Source organism: Viridibacillus sp. FSL E2-0187 (assembly GCF_038006425.1).
Lineage (GTDB): Bacteria > Bacillota > Bacilli > Bacillales_A > Planococcaceae > Viridibacillus > Viridibacillus arvi.
Genome location: NZ_JBBOVG010000001.1, coordinates 1081999 through 1105923, shown reverse-complemented (window position 1 = coordinate 1105923; position 23925 = coordinate 1081999). Strand labels below are relative to the sequence as shown.

At 34.0% G+C, this 23925-nt stretch carries 24 protein-coding genes; 11 read left to right on the top strand and 13 right to left on the bottom strand.

The window, feature by feature from the left end; all coding sequences use genetic code 11:
• Positions 1-622: 622 nt before the first annotated feature.
• Positions 623-1369, top strand: coding sequence for a YqcI/YcgG family protein (locus tag MHH85_RS05390; RefSeq protein WP_340706185.1), 747 nt, complete (start codon positions 623-625; stop codon positions 1367-1369).
• A gap of 25 nt (positions 1370-1394) precedes the next feature.
• Here MHH85_RS05390 and MHH85_RS05385 read toward each other — a convergent pair whose 3' ends face one another.
• Together MHH85_RS05385 and MHH85_RS05380 are read right to left on the bottom strand one after the other, a co-directional pair.
• Positions 1395-2720, bottom strand: a complete 1326-nt coding sequence (locus MHH85_RS05385; protein WP_340706184.1) for an amino acid permease — start codon at positions 2718-2720, stop codon at positions 1395-1397.
• A 40-nt stretch (positions 2721-2760) separates the two neighbouring features.
• Positions 2761-3702, bottom strand: coding sequence for an arginine deiminase family protein (locus MHH85_RS05380; RefSeq protein ID WP_340706183.1), 942 nt, complete (start codon positions 3700-3702; stop codon positions 2761-2763).
• Between the two features lie 271 nt (positions 3703-3973).
• Here MHH85_RS05380 and MHH85_RS05375 point away from each other — a divergent pair, with 271 nt between their 5' ends.
• A complete protein-coding gene (locus tag MHH85_RS05375) occupies positions 3974-4306 on the top strand; it encodes a DUF3862 domain-containing protein (RefSeq protein WP_340706182.1) in 333 nt (110 codons plus the stop codon).
• A gap of 153 nt (positions 4307-4459) precedes the next feature.
• On the opposite strand, the gene MHH85_RS05370 is transcribed toward MHH85_RS05375, so the two are convergent.
• The 4 genes from MHH85_RS05370 to MHH85_RS05355 form a co-directional block, all read right to left on the bottom strand.
• The gene (locus MHH85_RS05370; RefSeq protein WP_340706181.1) at positions 4460-5809 is read right to left on the bottom strand and encodes an FAD-binding oxidoreductase; all 1350 of its coding nucleotides are present in this window, start codon (positions 5807-5809) and stop codon (positions 4460-4462) included.
• 122 nt (positions 5810-5931) lie between these two features.
• Positions 5932-6519 carry a hypothetical protein gene (locus tag MHH85_RS05365; protein WP_340706180.1) on the bottom strand — a complete coding sequence of 196 codons (588 nt, stop codon included), beginning with the start codon at positions 6517-6519 and terminating at the stop codon, positions 5932-5934.
• A 466-nt stretch (positions 6520-6985) separates the two neighbouring features.
• Positions 6986-7435, bottom strand: a complete 450-nt coding sequence (locus tag MHH85_RS05360) for a hypothetical protein (RefSeq protein WP_340706179.1) — start codon at positions 7433-7435, stop codon at positions 6986-6988.
• Between the two features lie 304 nt (positions 7436-7739).
• A complete protein-coding gene (locus MHH85_RS05355) occupies positions 7740-9749 on the bottom strand; it encodes a YhgE/Pip domain-containing protein (RefSeq protein WP_340706178.1) in 2010 nt (669 codons plus the stop codon).
• Positions 9750-9890: 141 nt separating this feature from the next.
• Between MHH85_RS05355 and MHH85_RS05350 the strand changes: the two genes are divergently transcribed.
• From MHH85_RS05350 to MHH85_RS05335, 4 genes are all read left to right on the top strand, one after another.
• Positions 9891-10766, top strand: a complete 876-nt coding sequence (locus MHH85_RS05350) for a LysR family transcriptional regulator (RefSeq protein ID WP_340706177.1) — start codon at positions 9891-9893, stop codon at positions 10764-10766.
• Positions 10767-10923: 157 nt separating this feature from the next.
• Complete coding sequence (locus MHH85_RS05345; protein ID WP_340706176.1) at positions 10924-11700, top strand: Cof-type HAD-IIB family hydrolase; 777 nt, start codon at positions 10924-10926, stop codon at positions 11698-11700.
• 20 nt (positions 11701-11720) lie between these two features.
• Positions 11721-12215, top strand: coding sequence for a DinB family protein (locus MHH85_RS05340; protein ID WP_340706175.1), 495 nt, complete (start codon positions 11721-11723; stop codon positions 12213-12215).
• 81 nt (positions 12216-12296) lie between these two features.
• Positions 12297-12560, top strand: a complete 264-nt coding sequence (locus tag MHH85_RS05335; RefSeq protein WP_193740311.1) for a DUF3949 domain-containing protein — start codon at positions 12297-12299, stop codon at positions 12558-12560.
• 185 nt (positions 12561-12745) lie between these two features.
• On the opposite strand, the gene MHH85_RS05330 is transcribed toward MHH85_RS05335, so the two are convergent.
• Together MHH85_RS05330 and MHH85_RS05325 are read right to left on the bottom strand one after the other, a co-directional pair.
• The gene (locus tag MHH85_RS05330) at positions 12746-13525 is read right to left on the bottom strand and encodes a YqhG family protein (RefSeq protein ID WP_340706174.1); all 780 of its coding nucleotides are present in this window, start codon (positions 13523-13525) and stop codon (positions 12746-12748) included.
• A gap of 84 nt (positions 13526-13609) precedes the next feature.
• A complete protein-coding gene (locus tag MHH85_RS05325) occupies positions 13610-15130 on the bottom strand; it encodes a DEAD/DEAH box helicase (RefSeq protein WP_340706173.1) in 1521 nt (506 codons plus the stop codon).
• A gap of 279 nt (positions 15131-15409) precedes the next feature.
• Here MHH85_RS05325 and MHH85_RS05320 point away from each other — a divergent pair, with 279 nt between their 5' ends.
• From MHH85_RS05320 to MHH85_RS05305, 4 genes are all read left to right on the top strand, one after another.
• Positions 15410-15835 carry a YugN family protein gene (locus MHH85_RS05320; protein ID WP_053416175.1) on the top strand — a complete coding sequence of 142 codons (426 nt, stop codon included), beginning with the start codon at positions 15410-15412 and terminating at the stop codon, positions 15833-15835.
• A gap of 134 nt (positions 15836-15969) precedes the next feature.
• Positions 15970-17067 (top strand): endospore germination permease, encoded by a 1098-nt coding sequence (locus MHH85_RS05315; RefSeq protein WP_340706172.1) that lies wholly within the window; start codon positions 15970-15972, stop codon positions 17065-17067.
• Positions 17068-17091: 24 nt separating this feature from the next.
• Positions 17092-18549: a spore germination protein gene (locus MHH85_RS05310; RefSeq protein ID WP_340706171.1), complete on the top strand. Its 1458-nt coding sequence runs from the start codon at positions 17092-17094 to the stop codon at positions 18547-18549.
• Positions 18542-19696, top strand: coding sequence for a Ger(x)C family spore germination protein (locus MHH85_RS05305; RefSeq protein WP_193740316.1), 1155 nt, complete (start codon positions 18542-18544; stop codon positions 19694-19696). Before MHH85_RS05310 ends, MHH85_RS05305 begins: the two co-directional genes overlap by 8 nt.
• Positions 19697-20084: 388 nt before the next feature.
• On the opposite strand, the gene MHH85_RS05300 is transcribed toward MHH85_RS05305, so the two are convergent.
• Both MHH85_RS05300 and MHH85_RS05295 read right to left on the bottom strand, forming a co-directional pair.
• Positions 20085-21200: a PRK06851 family protein gene (locus MHH85_RS05300; RefSeq protein ID WP_340706170.1), complete on the bottom strand. Its 1116-nt coding sequence runs from the start codon at positions 21198-21200 to the stop codon at positions 20085-20087.
• A 263-nt stretch (positions 21201-21463) separates the two neighbouring features.
• Complete coding sequence (locus MHH85_RS05295) at positions 21464-21976, bottom strand: YfiT family bacillithiol transferase (protein ID WP_340706169.1); 513 nt, start codon at positions 21974-21976, stop codon at positions 21464-21466.
• Positions 21977-22124: 148 nt separating this feature from the next.
• Between MHH85_RS05295 and MHH85_RS05290 the strand changes: the two genes are divergently transcribed.
• On the top strand, positions 22125-22682 hold the full coding sequence (locus MHH85_RS05290; protein WP_340706168.1) for an AAA family ATPase: 558 nt from the start codon (positions 22125-22127) through the stop codon (positions 22680-22682).
• A 160-nt stretch (positions 22683-22842) separates the two neighbouring features.
• Here MHH85_RS05290 and MHH85_RS05285 read toward each other — a convergent pair whose 3' ends face one another.
• From MHH85_RS05285 to MHH85_RS05275, 3 genes are read right to left on the bottom strand one after another with little or no spacing between them, the layout of a single operon-like run.
• Positions 22843-23109, bottom strand: a complete 267-nt coding sequence (locus MHH85_RS05285) for a hypothetical protein (RefSeq protein ID WP_340706167.1) — start codon at positions 23107-23109, stop codon at positions 22843-22845.
• A gap of 54 nt (positions 23110-23163) precedes the next feature.
• The gene (locus tag MHH85_RS05280; RefSeq protein WP_340706166.1) at positions 23164-23457 is read right to left on the bottom strand and encodes a hypothetical protein; all 294 of its coding nucleotides are present in this window, start codon (positions 23455-23457) and stop codon (positions 23164-23166) included.
• Between the two features lie 56 nt (positions 23458-23513).
• Complete coding sequence (locus tag MHH85_RS05275) at positions 23514-23714, bottom strand: cysteine-rich CWC family protein (protein ID WP_340706165.1); 201 nt, start codon at positions 23712-23714, stop codon at positions 23514-23516.
• Positions 23715-23925 lie beyond the last annotated feature (211 nt).

Here is a 23925-nt window from a genome sequence, read left to right as displayed (position 1 = left end):
ACTGCCCTATGCTATACTACGACCTACTTGTATCTCTTTCCTTCTTCCAACGTTCGAAGAAATGCAAGCACTTGAACTTCACTTCAATGAGTTTAAACCGATTACTTACTTTATATCATCGTTCATATTCATAGTATCGCAAATCGCTGACAACTTTCTTACAAACACCATATTATACCCCCACGGGTAAACAGTCAACTAAAATATTTTGAAAGAATCTATCTTGATTAACCGTACTTCTTATACATTTCGGAATATTGATCTATCTTAAAATTAATAAATCCCCTTAGCTACTTAATACTATTTTTAGGTTAGGAATATATAGGGCAGTATTATCAAAACATCTGATATGTATAGCTTAGTACAACTATTATTCTACAGTATTGACATATTTCTAAACATCTTCTTGAAGGTTAATTCCATAAACCCCGTTAGCAATTTTAGAAAAGTTTATGAACTCACGATTGTTATAGTTACTATCAATTGGAGAGGATTATCCATTAATAGTATTAGTTTATTTTTTATAAATCATAACTACTGATTTTCCAATAGCTCCAGACCGTTAGTCACCCATTTGTACCTCCTTTAATACAGTAATTAAGTATAGAAGGAGGCGTCTGAAGTGAAAGGTCTTTTAGAAAAACACTGGATAGATGTACATTTTGAAACACTTCCATTATGGCAACAATCAGCTTATACATCCTTCTCTTCCATGATTGCAGATGAAGACAATACGTATCCGTGTTACCCAGCAAGACATGGATTTTTATCGAATTACCTTAGATTTAGTTTTGTGGGAGATCCCCGGGAACTAAGTTCTATAAATAATCTTGCAAACTGCTTGAGGACGTATGGAAAATGTTCGCGTGATGCAGGGAAAAATACCGCTTTAGCTATTTTCTTTGAGACACCAGAGGAAATTATTGAGGGCTATGACTGGGAGGACTATCGCAAATTATTTTGGTCCATTTTAAATCAACTGACAACATTTGATAAAAAGGATTGGCCAACAGATATCCCAATAGATCCCTCTCATCATAAATGGGAATTTTGTTTTGATGGAGAACCTTACTTTGTTTTCTGTGCCACACCTGCTCATACATTACGAAAGAGTCGTCATTTCCCATCTATTCTCATAGTATTTCAGCCACGTTGGGTGTTCGATGAAATTAACAACTCTACTGATAATGGACTCAAGATGAGAAAGTTAATACGTAAACGCCTTGTTGCATATGATGGCATTTCAGTTCATCCTGATCTAAATTGGTATGGAAAAGAAGACAACCTTGAATGGAAGCAATATTTTTTAAGCATTGATGATAATAGCGAATCCAAATGTCCTTTTATGAGGTTAAAAGGCAAATTGTGAATTCGCCCTAAATCAGTACCTTTTATCAAACACTCTTTTTACTCTCCCCTTTTTTCACCATTATAAATGTACAAATTCCTATAATGCCTATGAAGAGCAGACTCACATATAATCCGAGTCTGCTTGTTTTTTCGCCTAACGTACCTGATATCGTTATAGCGATCAACAGCATTCCTATAATTGTTTTCACTCGTTCCCATAGCGACACTTTCATTAGCTTCGTATAAGTCACTAAAATAAATAACCAATTATACAGGAGCATCAAACCAGCAGCTGTTATCATGTATTCAAAAATCTTATCTGGCAGCAAGAAGCCAATGATAATGGTTATGAGTAAGCCACCAGCTAAAAAAAGAAATGCAGGTAACGGTACTTTCATATTCCCTTTTTTCGCCAAGGAAGCAGGTGCATCATGATCTTCTGCAAGCGAAGTTAATATGGTCAGTACTCCGTACAATGAGGCAACCATCGTCGAAAAACCAGCTATTATCAGAATTCCATTGAAGATGTCCATCACATATGGGAGCTGAAAATTTTCAAGAGCTGTAATAAATGGACTTTCTTCTACTTTGAATTTTCCCCAAGAAATGAGTGCCAAGGCAAGTGCAATGGACAAAATATAGATGATGGTCAATACAATTATCATAATTTTCCCGGCTTTAGGTGCTTGTTTGGGATCTTTTAAATCAATAACTAAAAGACCCATTACTTCAATGCCACCGTAAGCATAAAATGCATAGAGCAGCGCAAGCCAAATCCCTCTATACCCCTCTGAAAAGAAGTTCTTATAAGTATCTAGCAATGAATTGACGTCACCCGGTTGACTAGTCATCCCCCTGCTCAATAAGATCACAGCAACTATGATAAACATGACTATAGCTGCCATTTTCATCAATCCAAAAATATTTTGAAATTTTTCAAACCCTTTCATGCCTGTAAGAATAACAAGTAAACCTAGTACAGCATAAATGGATGTTCCTATCCAAATAGGCAAAGATGGAAACCAAAACTGCGTAAATATCCCTAATGCTATGAGTTGACTTCCCATAATGAGCATTTCTGAAAACAAATATACCCACCCATTGCTAAAGCCAGCCCACCTTCCAAAAGCTTTCTTAGCATATGAACGGAATGATCCTTTATCAAGATGCTCTACAGACATTTTTGATAGTGCATCATAAACAATATATGTTCCGATTGCAGCTAAAATAAAGGAGATTAATACAGCAGGTCCACTTTTCTCAATGGCTATACTTGAACCAAGAAAAAAACCTGTTCCTATCGTACATCCCACTCCAAGTAGAGATAACTGCCACCACGTCATAAGGCCTTTCTTCGTTTTTGACCCCATTAGGATCACTCCTATACATTTATTGCAAAGTGTCTTATTTTCATGATTTCCTTCTAAGAGGCAGTGTCATACAGCGAATGCCTCCTCCACCTTTCTCTAACTCTGTTACTTCAATTTCAATAATATTCTTCTTTTGCAATTTAGGATGATTTTTGATCATCTGCTTATGTGCTTGTTTACTTATTAATAATGTTTCTGGATCTATGTTAAGAAAGTTAATATCAGGAATGGTGTTATATTCATCTAGCCAGTTTACTTCAAATCCATGGCGTTTTAAAAATTGCTCTGGCATTTCAAATCGAGATGCATTCTCTGTCAAAACATTTATAGGTAAATAGCGCACGAAACTCTTTGCTATAAGTAAATCCTCGTTTGCTACATTACAATTCATATCCAAATGAAGTGTATCTGACCTACGTGGTAAATCAATTATTCCTATTTCTGAAAAACCAGCATGATAAATTTTCTCCTTCACCTTCTCCACACTTTCTTTACTTGTCCGCATCCCAATATTTATTAACACAGCGTCTCTATTAAGAATTAGAACATCGCCAAATTCTAGTGCTCTAACATTATCATTTTCATGTAATAAAAAGGTCTTTGGAAACCATTTCTCCATGAGCGAATGTGCTTGTATATACTCTGGACGCCTCATCGAAACCCCTGCTTGCCCTGGTAAAATGATGTCTCCAAACACACAAGCAAGATCCCGTACAAAATAACGATTAAGCAGCTGCTCACTTAAGTTTCGTTCATCTGGCGATAGCTCCTCTGAATAATCAATAACCTTAATTCCTTTATTCTCCAAAGTATATTTAAATTCCATGAAATTTTGTTGTGCTTTCGCATGATTAACAGAAGAGCTCCACCCTACATACTCAGCAGTCTTTAATTTTGGTACTTCTAGCTTAGATGGTGCACAAAGCAAAACAACCTCAAGCTCTTCATGCTCTGACCAACAATTAGGTTGAAATGATAACATGATGGATCCGCTCCTTTTTTTACATATCTTCCTTATTGTTAGCACTCTGAATGAGATTATGTATATGGATTAGAGCAATTTTCTATATGTATTGAAGCAATCAAAACTATTAACGTGAACGTATTATTTGATGTAATTAAATAAATTATTTAAACCTATTATTCAGCTAATTTCATCACTATCAAACGGCATAATTTTTTCATTAATTACTATCAATTAATTGCATAATTATGTATAACAAGTAAAATATAACTTATAAAAGGGTGGTTAGATGAAGAAAATTATTATTGGTCTTTTAGTGGCAAGCGTATTAACATTCGGAGTAGTTACACCCATTTCAATTAACGGACAAGATGTAGCATACGCGAAATCAAAAGTAACAATTACAAAAAAAGAATTCAATAAAATTAAAAATGGCATGTCTTATAAAAGTGTAAAGAAAATCGTTGGTGGTAAAGGCGAATTAATGTCTGAAGTTGGTCAAAAAGGAGATCCATACTATACTTATATGATAATGTATTATGGTAAAGATGGAATATCAAATGCTAACTTTACATTTCAAGGTGGCAAATTACAAATGAAGGCACAATTTTTATTAAAATAAAATTAGTAAAATGAAAAAAACCCCTTCTCATAGAGTTGGGGTTTTAAAATTTGAAAGATTGTTTAACGTACATACAAAAAAATGTCCATTCAACCCAATTGGTTATTTCGAAGTCATATATTAGATTTAAAATATATTGATGTGTACTCTCCCTTATATCCACCTCTTATAAGGAGGGATACTTTGAGGAAAATTAAATACATTGAATGCATCGTATTTTGTTTTCACTTCTCGAAGGCGTCTAAAATTATTTCCATAGTACGTTATCGGCCAATTTTTAATATATAGATCTGGAAAATTTACATAATCGCCATCTGTAAAGGGAGATAATGTGTTTCTTATTTCTTCTACCCACCTAATATTTTGCTTTTCTTCTTCAGGATTTTCCCATGTAGTAAGGTACTCTTGAGCAATGATCGCATTCCTATAAAAATAAGCCGTATCATAAGAATTGATTTTGCCTACTGCTCCACCCAGAGATTGATGCCAAATGCTCGAATTTCTATTTGGGGCGTTTGCTAATAAATGTTTCATCCGATTGATTGCATTATGCGGAAAGGGTTTTTCGATAAATGACCCTGATCTCTTGCGAAGTGCTGGTATGTTTCCACTTGGTACGTCAAAGAATTTGACCGCTTCAATATAAGGAACTTCCTTTACCCATACTTTTGTTGGTGAGCCGGCAGTCGTAATAGGCTTTAGCAATTTCTTTAACTTGGATGCAGAACCAACAAATATGCCTTGAGAAATGATTTCTCCTGCTTCTTTTGATTTTAATTCAATCTGCGAAGTTAATTTTTCGTCCGTTTGAGGTGCCCAGTTTTGCCATGCATCAAAGGCGACTTCAAGATCCTCCCACTTCCATGTAACAGAGAAGAGAGAGACATTTGAAATAGCATGTAGTTTAAATGTAAGGGAAGTGACAATACCAAAGTTTCCACCGCCTCCCCCACGGCAAGCCCAAAATAGGTCACGATTTTCATTTTTGTTTGCTTTAATCAGTTCTGCACCTTTATGTCCATTAGCTCTAACCATTTCGATTTCAATTAAATTATCACAAGTAAGTCCGAATGGGCGTGATAACATACCTATTCCTCCACCAAGTGTCAGGCCAACTATCCCCACACTACCTTCTGTCCCTGCTGGAATGGTCAGGCCATATTTCCATAGTTTTTTATATACTTTTCCTAAATCAGCACCGGCAGCTATTTTTGCCATCATTGCTTCCTGGTCAATCTTAATTTTATTCATTTCACTGACATCAATGATTAAGCCCTCATTGATTAATGAAAAATTCTCATAACTATGTCGACCGCTTCGTATCCGGAATGGTTCGTTATTTTCCCTTACCCACCTCAATGCATTTAATACGTCTTTCGTCTTTTGACAGAAGACGATTTTACTCGGGAATTTTGGAATGCTTAAGTTGTTATTTATTCTTGCCTGTTCATAATCAGGATCATCAGGGGTGACAATTCTCCCTGTGAGCTCAGTATTAGCCAACTCATAACTCCTCTCAAATGAGATAATGCACATGTAACATACTATGCAAAATATTTGAGAAAGACATTTACCTAGTAAGTAGCATTATTAGATAAATAACTTATTCAGCCAGTACTGCTTATTTATCTTATGTAAATACCCGATTCTTCTGCCAATTTTTCAAGTTGGATATAAGCATCTTGATGTTTAGAATAAACTGGAAAACTTAATTCAAAATTTCCTAGGATCGCCGTTTCAATTCCAGGGAAAAAGAAAATTGGCAACCAAATTTCTCTTGTTGAAAGCATTACAAATAATAATAATTCCTGTATGGTACTTACTTTAAAGGTGTTAGTTTTATAAGTGAGTAATTGAACTACTTTCTTTTTTTCCGCTTTGCTTAGATGATACCCATTGAAATGAGAAGGCTTAAGTTTATTAAAATCTTCTCCCCAGAAAGTAGACATATGAATGTAAACTGGCATCTCTTGTGCCCAGTGAAAAGTTTTTATAAAAAAGTCTTTGAAATTCTTTTCATATTTTAATTGATGACCTTCAAATGAGGTAAGAAGTTCTGATGCTTCTTCTTCAGAAAGACAATAACTATAAACGTCTAAAAGACCAATATATTTGAACTCTTCTCTCGGATTTTCATTTTCTTCAAGATCTAATCTACCAAATTCTTCAATTATGTATTTTATGTCTAGTTTACTTGCTTGTTCAATTGACAAAAAATTCACCTCATTTTGATTTACTCTGTCTAAACTAGACGATGGGCTGCCCAATTCAACAAAATAAAAAATACGGTCTTCTCAATAAAGGAACCATTCACTATTTATACTAGAAATAAACACTAAGTAAGAGTCCTACTGCGAATACCGAAACAAACAAAGATACTAAAAATAATAAAATTTTAACTCTATTAGAAATCTCGCCAAACCTAGAAAACAAATCTTTGATTAGCCCAAAATAAGACGTCAAAATTATTATAATAATGATTATCCTTGTAATATCTAAACTACTGAAATTGCTAAATGACTCACTAAAAGTATCCCTATAAAAAAACATAAACATACAATAGAGTTTAGGAAAAATAGATATAGAAAAAATCTGATGTATTTCAAATTTGATACCCCCTTATAATTTTATATTTTACTTTTACATAACTCTTTTACATATCTTAGCTATATAATCAATTCAATACACTTCCGGATTCTCATCCAGTACCCAAGGAATTTTAGCCTCAAAATCTAGCTGAAGTACGGGATTCGGAAATCCGATTGGAACAAACTGTAAATCTATAGAAAAACCAAAATTAAAATCTTTAATTTGAAATGTATTTGTAGCGTTCGAGTTAGACATAGTAGATAATTCTCCCTTTAGTAATCTACCTACAATATGATAACTCCCTATATATAATCGCAATTGTTCCTCATAAGGAAATTCAGATAGGTGACTTGGCTTTGAGGGATCTATCCCCAGTTTATTAAATACGTCAAATACACAATTATCCAAATGTTGACTAGCCTCTCTATAATTATTGCAATAAAGACAACTACAATCTTCTCTCTCATTTTTATATAATTTTTTAGTCATTTCAACATCAACTTCTATTACCCAATCATAAATATCAATTGTTTGAATCATTAAACATTCCCTCCTTCAAAATCACACTAAATCCTTACTTCCTTCATAGTCTAAGTAGACATCAAATCTAGTTCAATAATATAGTAATATAACTATAAACAGAAATGAATTACGTATGATTTACCATCAAATAAATCCAATTACCGCCAACAAATTATATTATACTAATGTTTTTTGAAAAATAAGTAGTTCACACTAAAAAGGTATTTGATTTTAACAAATGCCGATTTAATCAAAAAAACTACACCTCAAATTGTTAGACGTTCCTAACAATTGAGATGTAGCTCATTTAATTACGCTTATTTTATACCGTTTTTTCTATTTCCGTAAGATTGCTCCGCTTATTGCTTAGTAAGAAAACTATCAGTGCTATGATCAAAAATGCCGCGATATAGCCAAATAGTACTCCGATACTACTCCAATATTGACTCCAGTTCTGAGTTGATATTACGCTTCTGAAGCCATTCACAGCATAGGTCATTGGTAAATAGTTACTGACGAATTGAATGAAAGGTGATGACATCTGTAGCGGGAACGTCCCCCCTGAAGCTGCCAACTGGATAACTAACATAAATATCGCTGCTAATCGCCCTAATGCTCCGAACAAGGCTATTAACATAAATATACAAGTAGAATAGGTGAACGAAGCCATCAAACTAAAGAGAACAAACTTTGGAATGCTAAAGACTTCTACTTTGAATCCATAAAGGATTACAGCATCTACAATTAAAGTCTGTAAAATAGAAATAGATAGAATCAGTAATAATTTATCAACAAAATGGTTCCATCCCGATACTCCCTCTTTTGCTTTTCTACTATAGTGAATAATATTCGCTGCAATAAGTCCTCCAACAAATAATCCGAGCGTTAGAAAATAAGGAACCATCGCAGTACCATAATTCGGAACAGTGTTAATCTGCTTTTCTACCACTTGAACAGGGCGAGCGAACATATCCATAGTAGAGGCTGTATTATTGATATTTGCAGAGTCTTCTGCAGCCCCTGTGAGACTGCTGGATAATTCTTCACTACCATCAACTAGTTTGATCATGCCATTGCTCAAAGATTTTGTTCCAACCTGCAATTGACTACTCCCAGCTACAAGTGCTTGTATCCCGTTACTCACTTGATTAAATCCATTTTGCCATTTGTTCATGCCTTCTATTATTTGCACTGCGCCTGCGTTTAGTTGATCACTACCGGCGCTTGCTTGAGAGAGTTTTGAACCAAAGTAAGCCATACCTTCAACCAGTTGCCCCTGTTCTACATGTAAATTATTCAAACTCTGGATTTGCTGGATTTGATTTTCCTCTACAGTTTTTAATTGGGTCGTCAGAGTTTCGGCTTCAGTTAGAATCGTTTGTAAATCCTGATTCTGTTGTTGATCAGAATTGTTCTGGACATATTGTCTCAATTGTTCAGTTAGCTTAGTTGCATCAACTTGAGCTTGAGAAGTACTTCCTACTGTCTTCTCTAACTCCGCATCTACTGCACCGATGCCTTTGTATACTAGGTCCTCTCCTTGTTCTAGTTTTTGTTGTGCACCAGATAACTTGTCCATCCCCGTGGATAAATTTGCAGCTCCACCTTTCAAACCATTCATGCTTTGATGAAGTTGTTCTGCGCCATCAACAAGAGGCTTAACCCCGTTTGATAATTTAACCGTTCCTTCGGCAAGTGTACTTACTCCACCTTCGACAGCTTGTAGACCCGCCTTAGCCTTTTTAGTGCCCTCACCTAATTCGCTTGCTCCATTTCCAGCCTTAGCAAAACCATCTGACATTTGTCCTAGGCTATCAAATACCGCTTTTGTATAAGACTTTGTAATCTCACTACTTATCTCATCTTTAATTTTATCTACTGCTGTAGCTCCAATTTGACCAGAGATAAAATTATTTCCTGGATTTGTTTTGTATATTAACTCCGCTGATTTAGGATTTTCTTCCATCAATGTAGTTACCTTTTGAGAAAAGTCATTCGGAATTTGTACAAGTATAGCGTACTGTCCGTTCTTTAATCCTTTCTCCGCATTATTGGAAGTTACAAAGTGAAAATCCAATGTTGGATCTTTCTTCAGATTATCCACTACATCTTCTCCTATATGGAGTGGCTTTCCATTCATCTTGTCACCTTTGTCTAAATTTACAACTGCTACAGAAAGTTTATCTAAATTTCCATAAGGATTCCAATAACCTAACAGAAACATTCCCGCATAAAGAAGGGGTATTACCAAAAGAATTGCTACAGCAACTCTAGCTTGCTTGTGCTTCACGATATGAAGCCAGTCCTTAATAAATAATTTTAATCCACTCACAATTTCGCTCCATTCTCTTTTAAGGAACCATTAGTTCCGTGGATTATATTATAAAGAGCATTTCTTATAGTGTATAATACATAATTACATATAATACATAGACTTGAGTCTATAAATAATATTAAAGAGGTGATATTATACATGGAATTTCTACAACTATACTATTTTCAGACTGTTGCTCGCACGGAACATATGACAAAAGCAGCTGAGGAACTACGTATTGCACAACCATCGCTTAGTAAAACTATTGCTCGACTAGAGGCTGATTTAGGTGTACCCCTATTTGACCGCCATGGTCGACAATTGCGATTGAATAGCTACGGGAAGACTTTTCTTCAACGTGTGGACAGAGTGTTTATGGAAATTCATGAAGGCCGACGTGAACTTCAAGACCGAGCTGGACTTGATAAAGGAAATATCACTTTAGCCGTTTCTATTCCTAAATTGTTACCCGAATTGCTTGGTTCATTCTTAAGAGAGTTTCCCGATGTACTCATTCGCCAACGCATTGAATCTACATCAACAATGAAGCGCCTACTTGAGATTGGGGATATCGATTTTTGTATTACTTCAGTGCCAATACAAGGACCAGAACTCGAATGGATACCTCTTCTAACTGAAGAGATTTTCTTAATTATTCCCTCAGAACATCCCTTAGCAGAACAAGATTCCATCAATTTAATTGAATTGAAAGATGAATCATTTATCAGTATGAACACCGGGTTTGGTTTTAGGGATTTAACAGATGCCCTTTGTAAGGAGGTCGGATTCATACCCAATATCACTTTTGAAGGCGACGATCCTGAAACGATTGGTGCACTCGTTAGACAAGGCCTTGGTATTGCCTTTATCCCCGCTCTATCCATGAACCGAATTACAAATCCGAAATTGAAATGTCTACAAATTAATGAGCCAAATTGCCAACGGACCATCGGCTTAAGTTGGTCTAAGCGTCACTATTTGTCTTTGGCAGCTCAGAGCTTTAGAGATCACGTTATACGATACTTTTTGAAGTGATTAGTCAATTTACTTTGTGTTTCACAATAAAGGATCGAAATATATATTTTATACTTTGATAAAACAGCCTGTGATGAAAAATTACAAGCTGTTTTTGTTTTCCCTTTCCAGTTACAATAAATAGTAAGAATTCCCATATAAATAAAGGAGAATTATTATGACCTATAAGATTGTATTTTTTGACGTTGATGGCACACTTACTAATTATCAAGATGGCAGTATTTCAACAAGTACAAAGAAAGCTATACAGATGCTAAAAATTAGCGGTATTAGAGTAGTAGCTGCAACTGGTAGACCGCTATCAATGTGTTCAGAATTAATAGATTTAGGAATAGACACGTTCATTACAGCTAATGGTGCTTATGTAAAACATCAAGATCAAATTATACATAAAACCCCTGTTACAAGAGCTATTGTGAAAGAAGTAAATGAATTTGCTTGTGAAAACCAACATAGTTTATCGTTTTTCACAGAAGTACTTTCAATGAATGGTATACAAAACCCAACTACTCTAAAAGCTTTAAATGAAACACTATCTTTAAATGAATTTCCGAATACAGATGAAGAAATTATTAACAAAGAAGTATATTTAATGTGTTTGTATGCGGATAAAAAATCGATAGAAAAATATGTTCATAAATTTCCACACTTAAAATTTAAAAGATGGCATCCCTTTATTCTTAATGTATTAGAGCAAGATGTATCTAAATCTATTGCTGTTAAGAAAGTTTTGGAACACTTCGATATACATTCATCCGAGGCAATTGCTTTTGGCGATGGGGAAAATGATATAGATATGCTCGAACTTGTTGGATACGGTATCGCCATGGGCAATGGTCATGAGAGTTTAAAGATGGTCGCAAATTTTATAACTAAAAACTCAAATGAAGATGGAATTGAATTTGCGTTACAGAAACTTGAACTTATCAAATAAAAAAAGGAGGATGCATTTATATGTACGAACTGTTTCAATATAATTGGCAAATTAGAGAAGAATGGTTCCAATGGTGTGAGACCATTCCAAATGAAGAACTTGTAAAGGAGCGAGCAGGAGGCATGGGAAGTATTCTCAGAAATTTATTTCATGTAATTGACTGTGAACAACTCTGGATCAATCAAATGCAAGGAACACCAATTATTGAAAAAGATATTAATGAAATAATAAATTTGAATGCGATAAAAGAATTCAACGCTCTAACAAAGCCCATTACAGAGCATTTCATCAAATCGTATATTAATGAAGCTGAAGAGAAAATTCTCGTTTACCCACTGAAAAATGGTGAGAAAATGAATTTTTCATATAAAAAGATTCTTCATCACATCATTACACATGAAATTCATCATATCGGACAATTATCAGTTTGGGCTAGAGAAATAGGAGAGAAACCAGTGTCCTCGGACTTAATAATGAAAGATATATTTGTTAATAATATAGGGCATCAGAAATAGCATAAATGCGTATATATATATGTATAAGTGGAGAGAAACCGACCTTTTTGAATAAACATTTATGAAAGGGGGATTTTTAAAATGGGTTTAAATATAACATTATGGATTGTTGCTGCTTATATTTTATTATCGCTGATTTTAGTCCCAATACAATATAATTACATTACACATTTAAAAGAAACCGATAAGAAATTAAAGGAATTGGGTTTAACGAAAGATGAATACTATGAAAAGATGAGTTTCGAAACACAAGTTTTAACTTTTAGTGTACAAGGAAATTTATTGTTTTTGGGAGCAAACCTTTTCGCTACACTTTTGTATAATTGGAAGCAACGAAAGAATTGAACAATCAATTCGATATTTAGAGCTTAATAAAATGGGTTAACTTTACTTCAACTTCATCCCCTTCTCTCTTCACACAAAAAAGTACATTACTTCAGTTACTTAGTAATGTACTTTCATTTATTATAGGTGCATTTTAATAATCAAATTTCATCCCTTAGTTTCATACCAAATGGCATCAGTACTCATTATTTCAAATAAAACAACCCACCATTTATTACTTCGATTTTAATTCTAGGGTCGTATTGTTCCTCCAATGCTTGCTTCTCCATTTCGTAACTTTCCGGCTTATCTTCAACCCCATCATAAAAATACTCTAATACTTGTTGAGCCTTATGCCATCTTTTGTTCGCTTCTTCAGCCCAAGTATGGTCATCTTGTTGAACGATATTTTCTATTGCTACATTTAATCTTTCTAAAGCGCGAATCGGTTTTATAATATAAGGCAGCTCAAATGCATTTTCCGGCATAGCCGTTACTAAATCCACTTCACTTAATGATTCTTGGAAGCCATCTAAAAGTTGGCCCGTCATTAGATTTAAGCCAAAAGAATACAGCATTTCTTTTGTTTGATCGCTGTAATATGATACTTTATAATTTACAGCAAGCCATGGGGTTAAAATGGTTTTTGTTTCAAGATGATTTACATTCTCAAACATTTGTACAAATGCACCTAACTCTTTGGTTGCTTGAAACAATTGATTGAGTCGAGGAGAACCGAAATGTACAACTTCTCCTTTAGTATTGCCATCAAGCTTCGTTTGGTCTGTAATTAAAGTTAATTGAGCCGGACATGGTACACCGTTCGTGCTTTCTAAATATCTCCAATAGAAAGGACGGTTCATAATCCGTTTATCCATATCAATCGATAATTGTACAGTAATGTAATGGTCACTTTCATTTACAATATGACAATCGTTCTCTAGAAAAAAATTCCGTAAGTAACTATGAACTTGTTGTGGGAACATGTAAACCCTCCTCTGAATTCTCCTGACGCATCTTTTTCGGGCAAAAAACATTTACCACCGTTACTTTTTGTTTTCCGTGGACTTTTATAATGCAGATAAAATGTCATCTAATTCCCCGACTACTTTTTCAAAGACATCAATTTTAACGTAAAGCATGTCCAGTATATCTTTTTCAATGGTGTTGTCTGTCACTAGATTATAAATTTGAACGTCATGTTCTTGTCCTAAACGATGGACACGGCCAATTCGTTGCTCTAATTTCATCGGGTTCCAAGGTAAATCATAGTTTATGACATGATGACAGAATTGCAGGTTTATCCCTTCTCCTCCTGCTTCCGTTGCAATGAGGACTTGTGCATGTTCCTTGAATAAGTGCTTCATGTAATCCCGTTTACTTTTCTTGAATTTCCCATTAAAAAGAACACTTGTAATACCTTTTGAATTCAAATACCACTGCAAATAAGCCTGGCTTGCTCGATATTCGGTAAAAATAATAACCTTGTCAGTTGTCTTGGAAATAATCTCATAAGTCTTCTCCGCTTTCGAATTTACTTCCAATGCCATTAGTTTTTGAATGACTTCTTCAACGTGATCTTCCTCTTCTTGGTCACCACAATTTTGACGCATATTATTTAAGGTTAAGTAAGTAGCTTCCTTGCTACTACACATTTCCTTTTGCAAAGTAATCATTGAAAAGGCGCCCGAAAACGCAGATGAAACATCTTTTAAATCCAAAATCAAATTGTAAACTTCTCTTTCCTCGTCTGTAAATTGAATCGGGATAATCTGCACTTGTCGATTTGTCCATTCAATCCCTGTATCCTGCCTTCTATTTCTTACCATCACCTGGTTAACTAATTCTCTTAAATACTCATCGTGCTCTAAATCATGTTTGCTTGCTGAAAATGAAGATTGAAACATTTCGTAATTACCTAGATGGCCAGGCTTTAATAATGAAATAAGATAAAACAATTCAAACACATCATTTTGAATTGGCGTAGCAGTTAATAATAAACAAAACTTTTTCTTTAAACTTTGGACAAACTCATAGATTTTTGTTTTATGATTTTTTAGTTTGTGTGCCTCATCAATAATAATCATGTCATAATCTTGAGCGTATATCGCCTCTCGATGAGGACTCTTTTTAGCCGTATCCATGCTCATGACTACTATATCGTATTGATCTAACTGTACATTTTTTTTATATGCTATTCCAGGAATATAAAATTTATAATTTAATTCTTCTACCCATTGATTGATAAGAGAAGCTGGAGCTAATATTAATGCTTTTTTGACAAGCCCTCGTATTAAATATTCTTTCAGTATGAGACCCGCTTCTATCGTTTTACCAAGACCTACTTCGTCTGCAAGTATCGCTTTTCCATTCATCCTCTCGATAACTGTTTCAGCTGCTTCTAATTGATGAGTTAGGGGTGTTAGGTTAGGTAAATATTTAGGAGATTGGAGACCAGAAAATTCAGTAATAAGGTTTGTTTTCACTACGTCGTAACTCATATTGTAGAGTTTCCAACTATCCCATTCACCCTTACTCTCTAGCTTGTTTATGAAGTCTTCTTCCCACTTAGACGACCTTTCAATAATCATGATCATCACCTCTTGAGATTTTTTCTTACTTTATGTTGTCCCAAAAAGAAATACCTATGATTATTTATTTAAAAATAAACTCTTTTATGATTATTGAACTAAAATATTAGAGACAATACACGTATCTATAATTAATAATTTCATGTTTTTTCGAATATATCTTAAGTCTTCTATTTCAATTAGATAACTTATCTTTTTTCAACTTCCGTTACTTTTTTGTATGAGATTCTTTATTTTGTAAAGAATAGTTATAATCTTTTTTAACTGGAGGGAATATGAATGATAAGACTACAATCCCCTATTGAAGGGAGAAAAACTCATTTTGGATATATTCGAGATATTTTCGAAGAATATGGTTGTGACTTTTCCTCGAATTTTGAGTATGATCAAGGACAATTTGATAGCATTTTATGGCGCGACGCTGGAGAGACGATATATTTAAGGCTTCCTTTTATAGTATTAGAGGGCGAATTAGATCACTATGAAGCTTTAATAGCATTCGGTTCGCCTTATGTCATTAAACATGTTGTCAATATTGGATTAGACCGTGATGAAAATGCATTAGCTACCGTAGCTGGGATTAGTCAATTTCAAAAGCCCTTGGATAAAGATGGTCATATCGAAGATAAAAGTAGATGGGTCCAAGCCAGCGAAAATAAAATAGAAAAATTATTGTATTCTCTCGAAGAGCCTTTAAGTTCCTAATAAAATTTTCAAACAGCTAAAACCACTTGAATCTACATAATTCAAGTGGTTCTATTTTTTTGCTTTATAGTCCTTATAAACTTCCCCATTATTGGCAAAACTAATAGCTACCAATAGATGTTAGAGGGTGTAATGTGAAGAACATCGGTACAATTAGTATATTGCACGTCATATTCTTGTCGATGACCGTCATCGGTTTAAAAAATCATGTAACTATTATTCCGTCATTATTAAAAGTTGCTGAGAGAGATGGATGGGCTTCTATCCTATTAGCCACAGTAGCACTTTTTCCTTGGCTATTTCTCTTAGTTTATATTCATAAAAAATCAAAACAAGAGCCGATTAAAGATTGGTTAAAAAGTAAGATAGGCAAAGTTGGCTCTTCTATAGTGCTATATATTATTGCTATTTACCTCATAATAATGGCTGCTTTTACAATGAGAGAAACTTTGCAATGGATTACAACTACCTTTTTACCTAAAACTCCTATGTTAATTATGTTGATAATTTATACAATTCTTTGTATCTTACTTGTCACATCAAACTTACAGACCATTGCAATGATAAATGTGATGGTACTTTTCGGAGTAGTTATTTTCGGCTTTTTTGTAGCATTTACAAACATCCAAGTTAAAGACCCCCAATTATTGCGTCCTTTTTTTGAACACGGCTTACAACCAGTTTTCAAAGGAATGGTATATCCAGCCTCCGGATTTATAGAGCTAGTGTTGTTCTTATTTCTTCAACATCAAATTAAAGGAAAAATTCGGTGGTACCATTTCACGATTATGCTATTTATTTTAATGGGATTAACATTAGGGCCACTCGTTGGAGCAATCATTGAATTTGGACCAACTGAAGCTGCCAAACAAACTTACCCTGCTTATGAAGAGTGGGGACTCATTTCAATTGGTCGTTTTATTGAACATCTTGATTTTCTTTCAATTTATCAATGGCTTACAGGTGCATTTATAAGAGTAGGATTACTCCTATATGTTGTTGTAGATATTTTCAATATGAACGGGAAGAAAAAGCGTATTTGGTTAACGCTAGCCCCTGCTTTCTTCTTTTTTTCTTTATCATTATTCCTAATGAGTGACAGTAAGTTTCTTGAAATTAAAGGGCATTATTTATTGACTGTTACTTTTCTTTTCTTTTTAATACTATCTCTTTTCCTTGGTATTATAGCTTTCTTTTCAGGAAGAGCAGCTAAAAAGGCCCAAATAAAATAATTTTCCAGAAAGTAGTGAAGGATGATGACATCAGCTAAAAAGCCAATTGATATAAATACCTTGAGGCAGTTATTTCAAAAGTCTGCGGATGTTCATTTTCAATCGTATACATTCAATCAACATACAGTGCACTTCATTACTTGTGATGCAATGATAGATCAACAGCTATTAAATGAAGTTATTGTCCAAAGAGTTCAAGAATTGCTATCTAACAACATAGATCAAACTTTGGATGAAGCCGTGAAAACTGAATTAATACTTCCTGATTTATTAAAAGTTGAAGATAAAGAAGATGCAATTTCACTCGTATTCTCTGGACACTTACTTCTTTTTTTTGAGGACGAGCTTCTTCTATATTCAAGTAATATTGCTAAAAAACCTAATCGAAATCCTGAAGAAACCCGAATGGAAATGGTTATCAAAGGCCCAAGAGATAACTTCATTGAAGATATTTCAGTTAATATTGCCTTAATAAGAAAGCGATTACCTACAAATTCATTATGCGTAGAGAAATTAGAATTGGGGGAACGTTCAAAAACATCCGTAGCCATTCTCTACTTTGATGATATTGCCAATAAAGAAATATTAAGCGAAATCAAAAAAGAGTTAAATACCGTCGATACAGATATTATTTTTAGTGGAGATCTCCTAATGGAGCGCATTATTAAAAGCGGGATGCTCTTTCCACGGACAGATTATACAGGAAGGCCAGATCATGCGATTCAATCCCTTGTCAGAGGTCGTTTTATTATAATGGTGGATGGAGTAGCATATGCAGTCATCACACCAGTGAATTTATTTTTACTCTTAAAATCTGGTGAGGATAATGAAAATACAATCATTTTCAGTTCATTTGAGAGAGTTCTACGAGTATTTAGCATATTAATTGGATTGCTTCTTCCGGCATTTTGGCTCGCATTAACTACTTTTCATCAAGATCAATTACCACTACAATTACTAGCGACGATTGTACAATTGAATACCGGGCTACCACTTCCTTCTGCGATTGAAATGCTCCTCATGCTCCTTATGTTTGAATTGTTCAGAGAAGCGGGCTTACGCCTTCCCTCTGCCATTGGTGGAACTATTAGTGTTGTTGGTGGATTAATTATTGGAGATGCAGCAATTCGAGCAGGAGTAACAAGTCCAGCAATGATTGTCATTATAGCCATTTCAACGATTGCAACATTTACACTAATCAACCAGTCCCTTGTTACTGCAGTAAGTGTTTTACGTATTTGCTTTATAGTAGTTACTGCATTTTTAGGGTTATTTGGTTTTTTCATGTCACTTTACTTTACACTTTTTTACTTATCAAATATTCGAACATTCGGAGTGCCATACATGAATATCTCCGCAGATTTAAGTTGGTCAACAATTAAAAAATCAATATTTAGACTTCCTCCAAAAAATTATAATAAGCGTCCAAATATGTTAGATCCTCTAGATAAAACACGGACAAAAGAGGATAAAAATGAATAAGAGAATATTGATTATTGCAGTAATACTCTCTGCCCTACTTTCAGGCTGTTGGGATGTAGATGAACCTGAAAGGATGCTTTATATTCATGGTGTTGGAGTGGATTTCAAAGATGGTGAATACGAAGTATATGCTCAAATTATTGATTTTACCAATACTGCAAAAACCGAACAACCTGTTACTAACCCAGTACAGTCAGAAGTAGGTAATGCTAAAGGGAAAACTATTGATGAAGCCATTTTCAAGTTATATCATTCCATCGATCAAAAAGTTTTTTGGGGATTCTTTTCGTTTATCATTTTCTCAGAGGAAGCATTAAAAGATGGGAGAGCAAATCCTATTATCGATAATTTCCTTCGTTATAGAGAAACCCGATATCAAATCTGGATGTACGGTACTAATGATTCTATTCAGGATTTACTGTTAGCCACACCAATTATCAACAAAGCTCTTATATTGTCTAAGTTGGGTGACCCAGAAAATTCATATGAACAAGAATCATTTATTAAACCCATCAATTTCCGCGAGCTAATTATTGGACTAAACGAACCAAATCACGAAATGGCTATACCATTTATTTCTGTCAATAAACATTGGGAAACGGAACAAAAAGAAACCAATACCATTTCTTTATCTGGAGTAGGATTACTCTCTCCAAAAGAATTTAAAGGGTATCTGCCTGCAGACAAAATACGTGGATTACAGTGGATGACAAAAGAAACTAAACGTGGAGAAGTAACAGTCCAAATAGATTCTAATGATTCAGTAGAATTCACTGTAGTTGTTGATAAATTAAAAGTGAAAGTAAAACCAATTGTTAGAAAGAATGATGTGAAATTTGATGTTGATATAAAAATGAACGTAACTGTTAGTGAATTTCATGGAGATGTATCGTCTGATGAAATTCGAAGAGAGGTAATTAAAGAAGTAGAAAAAGAAATAAGAGGCACATATGAAGAAGCACTAAATCATAATACAGATATCTATCGATTATCTGAGTACCTATACCGTAAAGATTTCAAAGCCTGGAAAAAGCTTCAGAAAGATGGAAAAGTAGCATTAACAGAGCATTCGATACAGAATATTAAAGTGGAAATTAGAAAGTTAAAATCACAAAGAAAATCATCTAAGGAGACTATTGAAAAATAACGTTGCTCCGTATATTTGAAATATACTTTGTGAAATGCTATCTAAATACGCATAAAAATTGTACATGTATTTATAGGGAGACTATTTTTAATTTGGTTGTGCAGCAAGCCAACCTTAAAAGTTGTAGTCTCCTTTTTTCTATTTAACCAATTATGTAAGTTGTTTTACGGTTTAAAAGTAAGCTACTATATTATGTTTAAATTCTCATTGGATTAATAATCTATACTTTTTTAAAATTTGAATAGCCTATAAAAAAAGTTACTGAATTTCTCCAGTAACTTAATATTATATATTTTTTTACATTAAAAACTTATACACTATTAACATAGATACATATCAGATCTGAATTAGGATTTCTACCAATAGAGTATATCTTTCTTAAAATACGTTAACTAAACTCATTTACAGTTGAGCCTTTTACTAGCTCAGCTATTGTGTTTTCAATTTCTTTTTGTATACTTTCTACAATGGAGAAATCGACGGCTTCGTAATATATCGCTTCTAACTTATCATGTGATTTTTTTGCTTCAGCTAAACATGCTGTGCCCTCGTTCATTTTATTTCGATATCGAGTGGAAATCCCCAATATTTGCTCTTCATAAATTTCATCCGTTCTTGGGAAAACGGCAACATTATATAAATCAATTATTTCGTCGCCTTCACGAGATGGAAAATATTCGTGAGGTGCTGTACTGTCAAAAATCGCGATTCCTAGTTCTCTAAGGATGACCATATCCAAGCTATTTGGATCAAATCCGCAGTGATAGATCTCAACATCTAAGCCTCTGTCTTCAGCTGTAGAAGCTAATTTCTTCAGAAGAGTTGATTTTCCTGAACCAGGTCTACCCTTTAAAAAGTAACGCTTACGAATGTTCTCAGTTAGATTTGGAACATAATCTACAGCACCTATTGGCGTAGCTGCTCCTAAAAAGCGATGTCGGACATCTGCTTCCTTATTCAAATGAATTTCCCCAAAAAATGTTGCTTTTATCTCCTCAGTCAACACATTTAACTTTTCAAAATCCATATTGGCAATATATATTGCTTCCCATTCATCATGAACGGCTAACGCCTCTGCATAAGTATGATAAGCTTTCCCATACGCTTCCTCTTTTTCCTTCATCAATTGAATAATGTCATCCTTTTTGGTGCCAAGTTGTTGTGAATTCCACGCATTCCCTAGATTCACATACTCCTCAATAGCACCAGGAGCTTTAGGTTCTATGACATGCGGCTCGGTTCCATCAACAATCCCTATCTTTAATGCTGGGAAAATGACACCATCAATAGAATCTGAATCGGAAGCACAATGGATGAATTCTACATCATAGCCTTTTTCCTGCCAGTCATTCGCAATATTCTTCATTAAAGTCGATTTACCAGTCCCTGGACCACCTTTTAATATGAAGATCTTCTCTAATCCCGCAAAATTAGAATCATATAGACTAAAGAAACCTCTTGCCGTATTTCCTCCAAAAAAATAATGTAACGCTTTTCCGCTCACCAAAAAAATCCCCTCTCTAACTGGAAGTTTTTCTATAGATGTAAGGTATGCGAAAGAAGAGATATAGGTGAATGCCTAGAGACGATTACTGAGGAAAATGAATTGAATAGCATATATAACCTACTTTTCAGTCACCATGTAGGTTTGGTTTAAAGTTTGATAATAAATAAACAACTGCACCTTATTTTACTACAAACAAAAAGAAACCATTTTGAAAACAATTGTTCAAAATGGTTTCTTTATCTTTCAGGTAAAACTAATTTTCATTCCTTTAAAGCATTTTTTATATGAGCTAAGTGATGATTACCATGCCATGCATAAATACCAATATTTTTCTCTATCGAAACAACACCAGAGTCAGGATGGATAAATGTCCTTTTTAATTGTTCATCAGTTAAATTTTCAATTAAATAAACCCAACGATCATGTAAGGATTCAATGATTTTCAAAGAAGTGTCAATGGGTAATTTTGAATCTGACAACTCCGCCCATTTCTCTTCAGCATACGGTTTAATTGTTGGACTTTCTTCTGTTAGTGCTAATTTAAAACGGATATAAGCATTCATATGACTATCTGCAATGTGGTGGATAATTTGTCTAATAGTCCAACTACCTTCTCTATATGTATACTCTAGTTCTACGTCACTTAAATGATTGACTACTTCTATTAATCTCATTGGTAACGTACGAATTTCATTTACCCAAGACTTTATTTCTTTTGTTGAAATGTGTTCCATACAAACGAATTCTCCTATAGGAAATCTTTCATTCATCATCTAGTTACTCCACCTTTTTCTTTATTTTTAAAAACCTCATTAAACCCAATATTTGTTATATATTTTACATTTTTTACTGTACAATTAATATATCAATTTTCAATTAAAGAACAGATTACCTAGATTTTTCTAGATTGGAGTTATGTTTATGAATAGATTTGTAATTATGACTGTTGGTAAAACCCATAGCGGTAAAACTACATTTGCAAAAGCTTTAGAAAATCAGATGTTTAACTCTGTTGTTATTGATCAAGATAAGCATGCTGAATTCCTTCAAATGAATTACCAAACACTTTTACCGAAACAAGGAAAGAATACAATTAAATACGCTCTGACACAAACCATTGTTAATTATGCTGTTACTGAAACGAATTGCCATCTTATTTTATGCAACTCAAATCGTAATCTAAAAGGACGCTTGAAGCTACTCGAACAATTTCATAGCAAAGGGTTTACGAGTATTCTAGTGAGTTTTGATATTCCTGTACATGTTCTTAAAGATCGTGTTGCGAAAAGTCAGCGTGATACTTCCATATTAAGAACCGCATCATCTTTTGCTGAAGTGCTTACTCGACAGCACAATGAAACGAATCAAAATGATGTAGTCGCACCGATTGAAGGTGAGGCAGACCATTTATTTGTCATTAAAGACTCCACTGAAGTTGAACCGGTTATCCGAAAAATTGTTGATCTTGCTCAAATTTGATACACCGATTACTTAAGTCAACTATCGAAAGCGAAAATTATGGATTTGCCAATCAAATTAAACAAAATTATGAAAAATAAAAAATGTCGAATTCCTATCAAATGAAGGAATCGACTTTTCTTTTGCATTCAAAGCACCTATTTCTTAATCAAATTTTTAGTTATTTTTTTCTACGACTTCTAATGATTGTTACAGTCAATAAAAGTACTAACATTATGAATGCAATATATATTTGTGTATTATTTTTTGCGCTTTCAGAAGGTGACTTTTCTTGCCCCACAATGCTTTCTATGCCTAAAGTTACCTGTTCAGCCAGTGTCTCACCTTTACCTAAAGCCTGAATATCCCCTTTAGCTCCCGATAAAGGCGCAGTTCTTGAACAAGCGTTAACTCTTAATTCTCCATCGCCCTTATATGCAAATACCAAATATTTTTCATTTAAAGGAAATCCATAGCCGCAACTGGCTGAACTCCTTTCTGTTTAAACAGTGATTTGTGTTTGGTCAACACCTTTCCAGGATTTATCTACGTCAAATAGAATAGCGATTGGATCTGCAGAAGATTGTATTTCATTATTTTTGTTCCTATCAACTATGTTGATAACTTTACCTGAGAAAGCTGCCGAACTACCCTTTAAAGCTTCTTTTGGAGGATTAGGCTGAGAACATGAGCATGCATAACCCTTATCAATGGGATAAATCAAAACACTAATAAACAGTATAACTATTAATATTACGATTCGTTTTTCATATCTTTTCACAATCGCTTTATCCAAATTGATTCCTCCTTCTGTATTTAGATTACACCTTCATATTTTACAAAGTTGAAATCTTATTTTGTCTTTTCATTTTCTTCTCTATATGTATCTACACAGTTTTTACAAATACATTGTCTTCCCTTACTCTCTTGCGGAACTAAATCAAAAATGCCTTTAGGAAAGTTCTCTATATAACACCAGCACGTATTTTGACTTTCTATTCCTGCCATGCATTTGTTTTCCTCACCACATAAAGGACAATGTTTTTCAGTCAATTTTCTCCCTCCTGTCTACTTCATAATATAGTTTAATATTAAACCTTTTCAGATGGTAAAGATTGTATCAATACCTGATTTTACTTATTAAAGTCACTTATATTGTTTTACAAAAAAAATGTGCCTTGTATTTTATGTGCTCTATATACTCACTATCAGTCATTTGTTCATACTTTTTATCTTTCGTTAACGGCAAAATATCTTTAACACT

What these genes read in the sequence shown, in the direction of transcription:
- MHH85_RS05385 (WP_340706184.1), bottom strand. Translation starts at nt 2,720, where the DNA reads ATGGGGTCAAAAACGAAGAAAGGCCTTATGACGTGGTGGCAGTTATCT.
- MHH85_RS05380 (WP_340706183.1), bottom strand. Translation starts at nt 3,702, where the DNA reads ATGTTATCATTTCAACCTAATTGTTGGTCAGAGCATGAAGAGCTTGAG.
- MHH85_RS05375 (WP_340706182.1), top strand. Translation starts at nt 3,974, where the DNA reads ATGAAGAAAATTATTATTGGTCTTTTAGTGGCAAGCGTATTAACATTC.
- MHH85_RS05360 (WP_340706179.1), bottom strand. Translation starts at nt 7,435, where the DNA reads ATGATTCAAACAATTGATATTTATGATTGGGTAATAGAAGTTGATGTT.
- MHH85_RS05350 (WP_340706177.1), top strand. Translation starts at nt 9,891, where the DNA reads ATGGAATTTCTACAACTATACTATTTTCAGACTGTTGCTCGCACGGAA.
- MHH85_RS05345 (WP_340706176.1), top strand. Translation starts at nt 10,924, where the DNA reads ATGACCTATAAGATTGTATTTTTTGACGTTGATGGCACACTTACTAAT.
- MHH85_RS05340 (WP_340706175.1), top strand. Translation starts at nt 11,721, where the DNA reads ATGTACGAACTGTTTCAATATAATTGGCAAATTAGAGAAGAATGGTTC.
- MHH85_RS05335 (WP_193740311.1), top strand. Translation starts at nt 12,297, where the DNA reads ATGGGTTTAAATATAACATTATGGATTGTTGCTGCTTATATTTTATTA.
- MHH85_RS05330 (WP_340706174.1), bottom strand. Translation starts at nt 13,525, where the DNA reads ATGTTCCCACAACAAGTTCATAGTTACTTACGGAATTTTTTTCTAGAG.
- MHH85_RS05325 (WP_340706173.1), bottom strand. Translation starts at nt 15,130, where the DNA reads ATGATTATTGAAAGGTCGTCTAAGTGGGAAGAAGACTTCATAAACAAG.
- MHH85_RS05320 (WP_053416175.1), top strand. Translation starts at nt 15,410, where the DNA reads ATGATAAGACTACAATCCCCTATTGAAGGGAGAAAAACTCATTTTGGA.
- MHH85_RS05310 (WP_340706171.1), top strand. Translation starts at nt 17,092, where the DNA reads ATGACATCAGCTAAAAAGCCAATTGATATAAATACCTTGAGGCAGTTA.
- MHH85_RS05305 (WP_193740316.1), top strand. Translation starts at nt 18,542, where the DNA reads ATGAATAAGAGAATATTGATTATTGCAGTAATACTCTCTGCCCTACTT.
- MHH85_RS05295 (WP_340706169.1), bottom strand. Translation starts at nt 21,976, where the DNA reads ATGATGAATGAAAGATTTCCTATAGGAGAATTCGTTTGTATGGAACAC.
- MHH85_RS05290 (WP_340706168.1), top strand. Translation starts at nt 22,125, where the DNA reads ATGAATAGATTTGTAATTATGACTGTTGGTAAAACCCATAGCGGTAAA.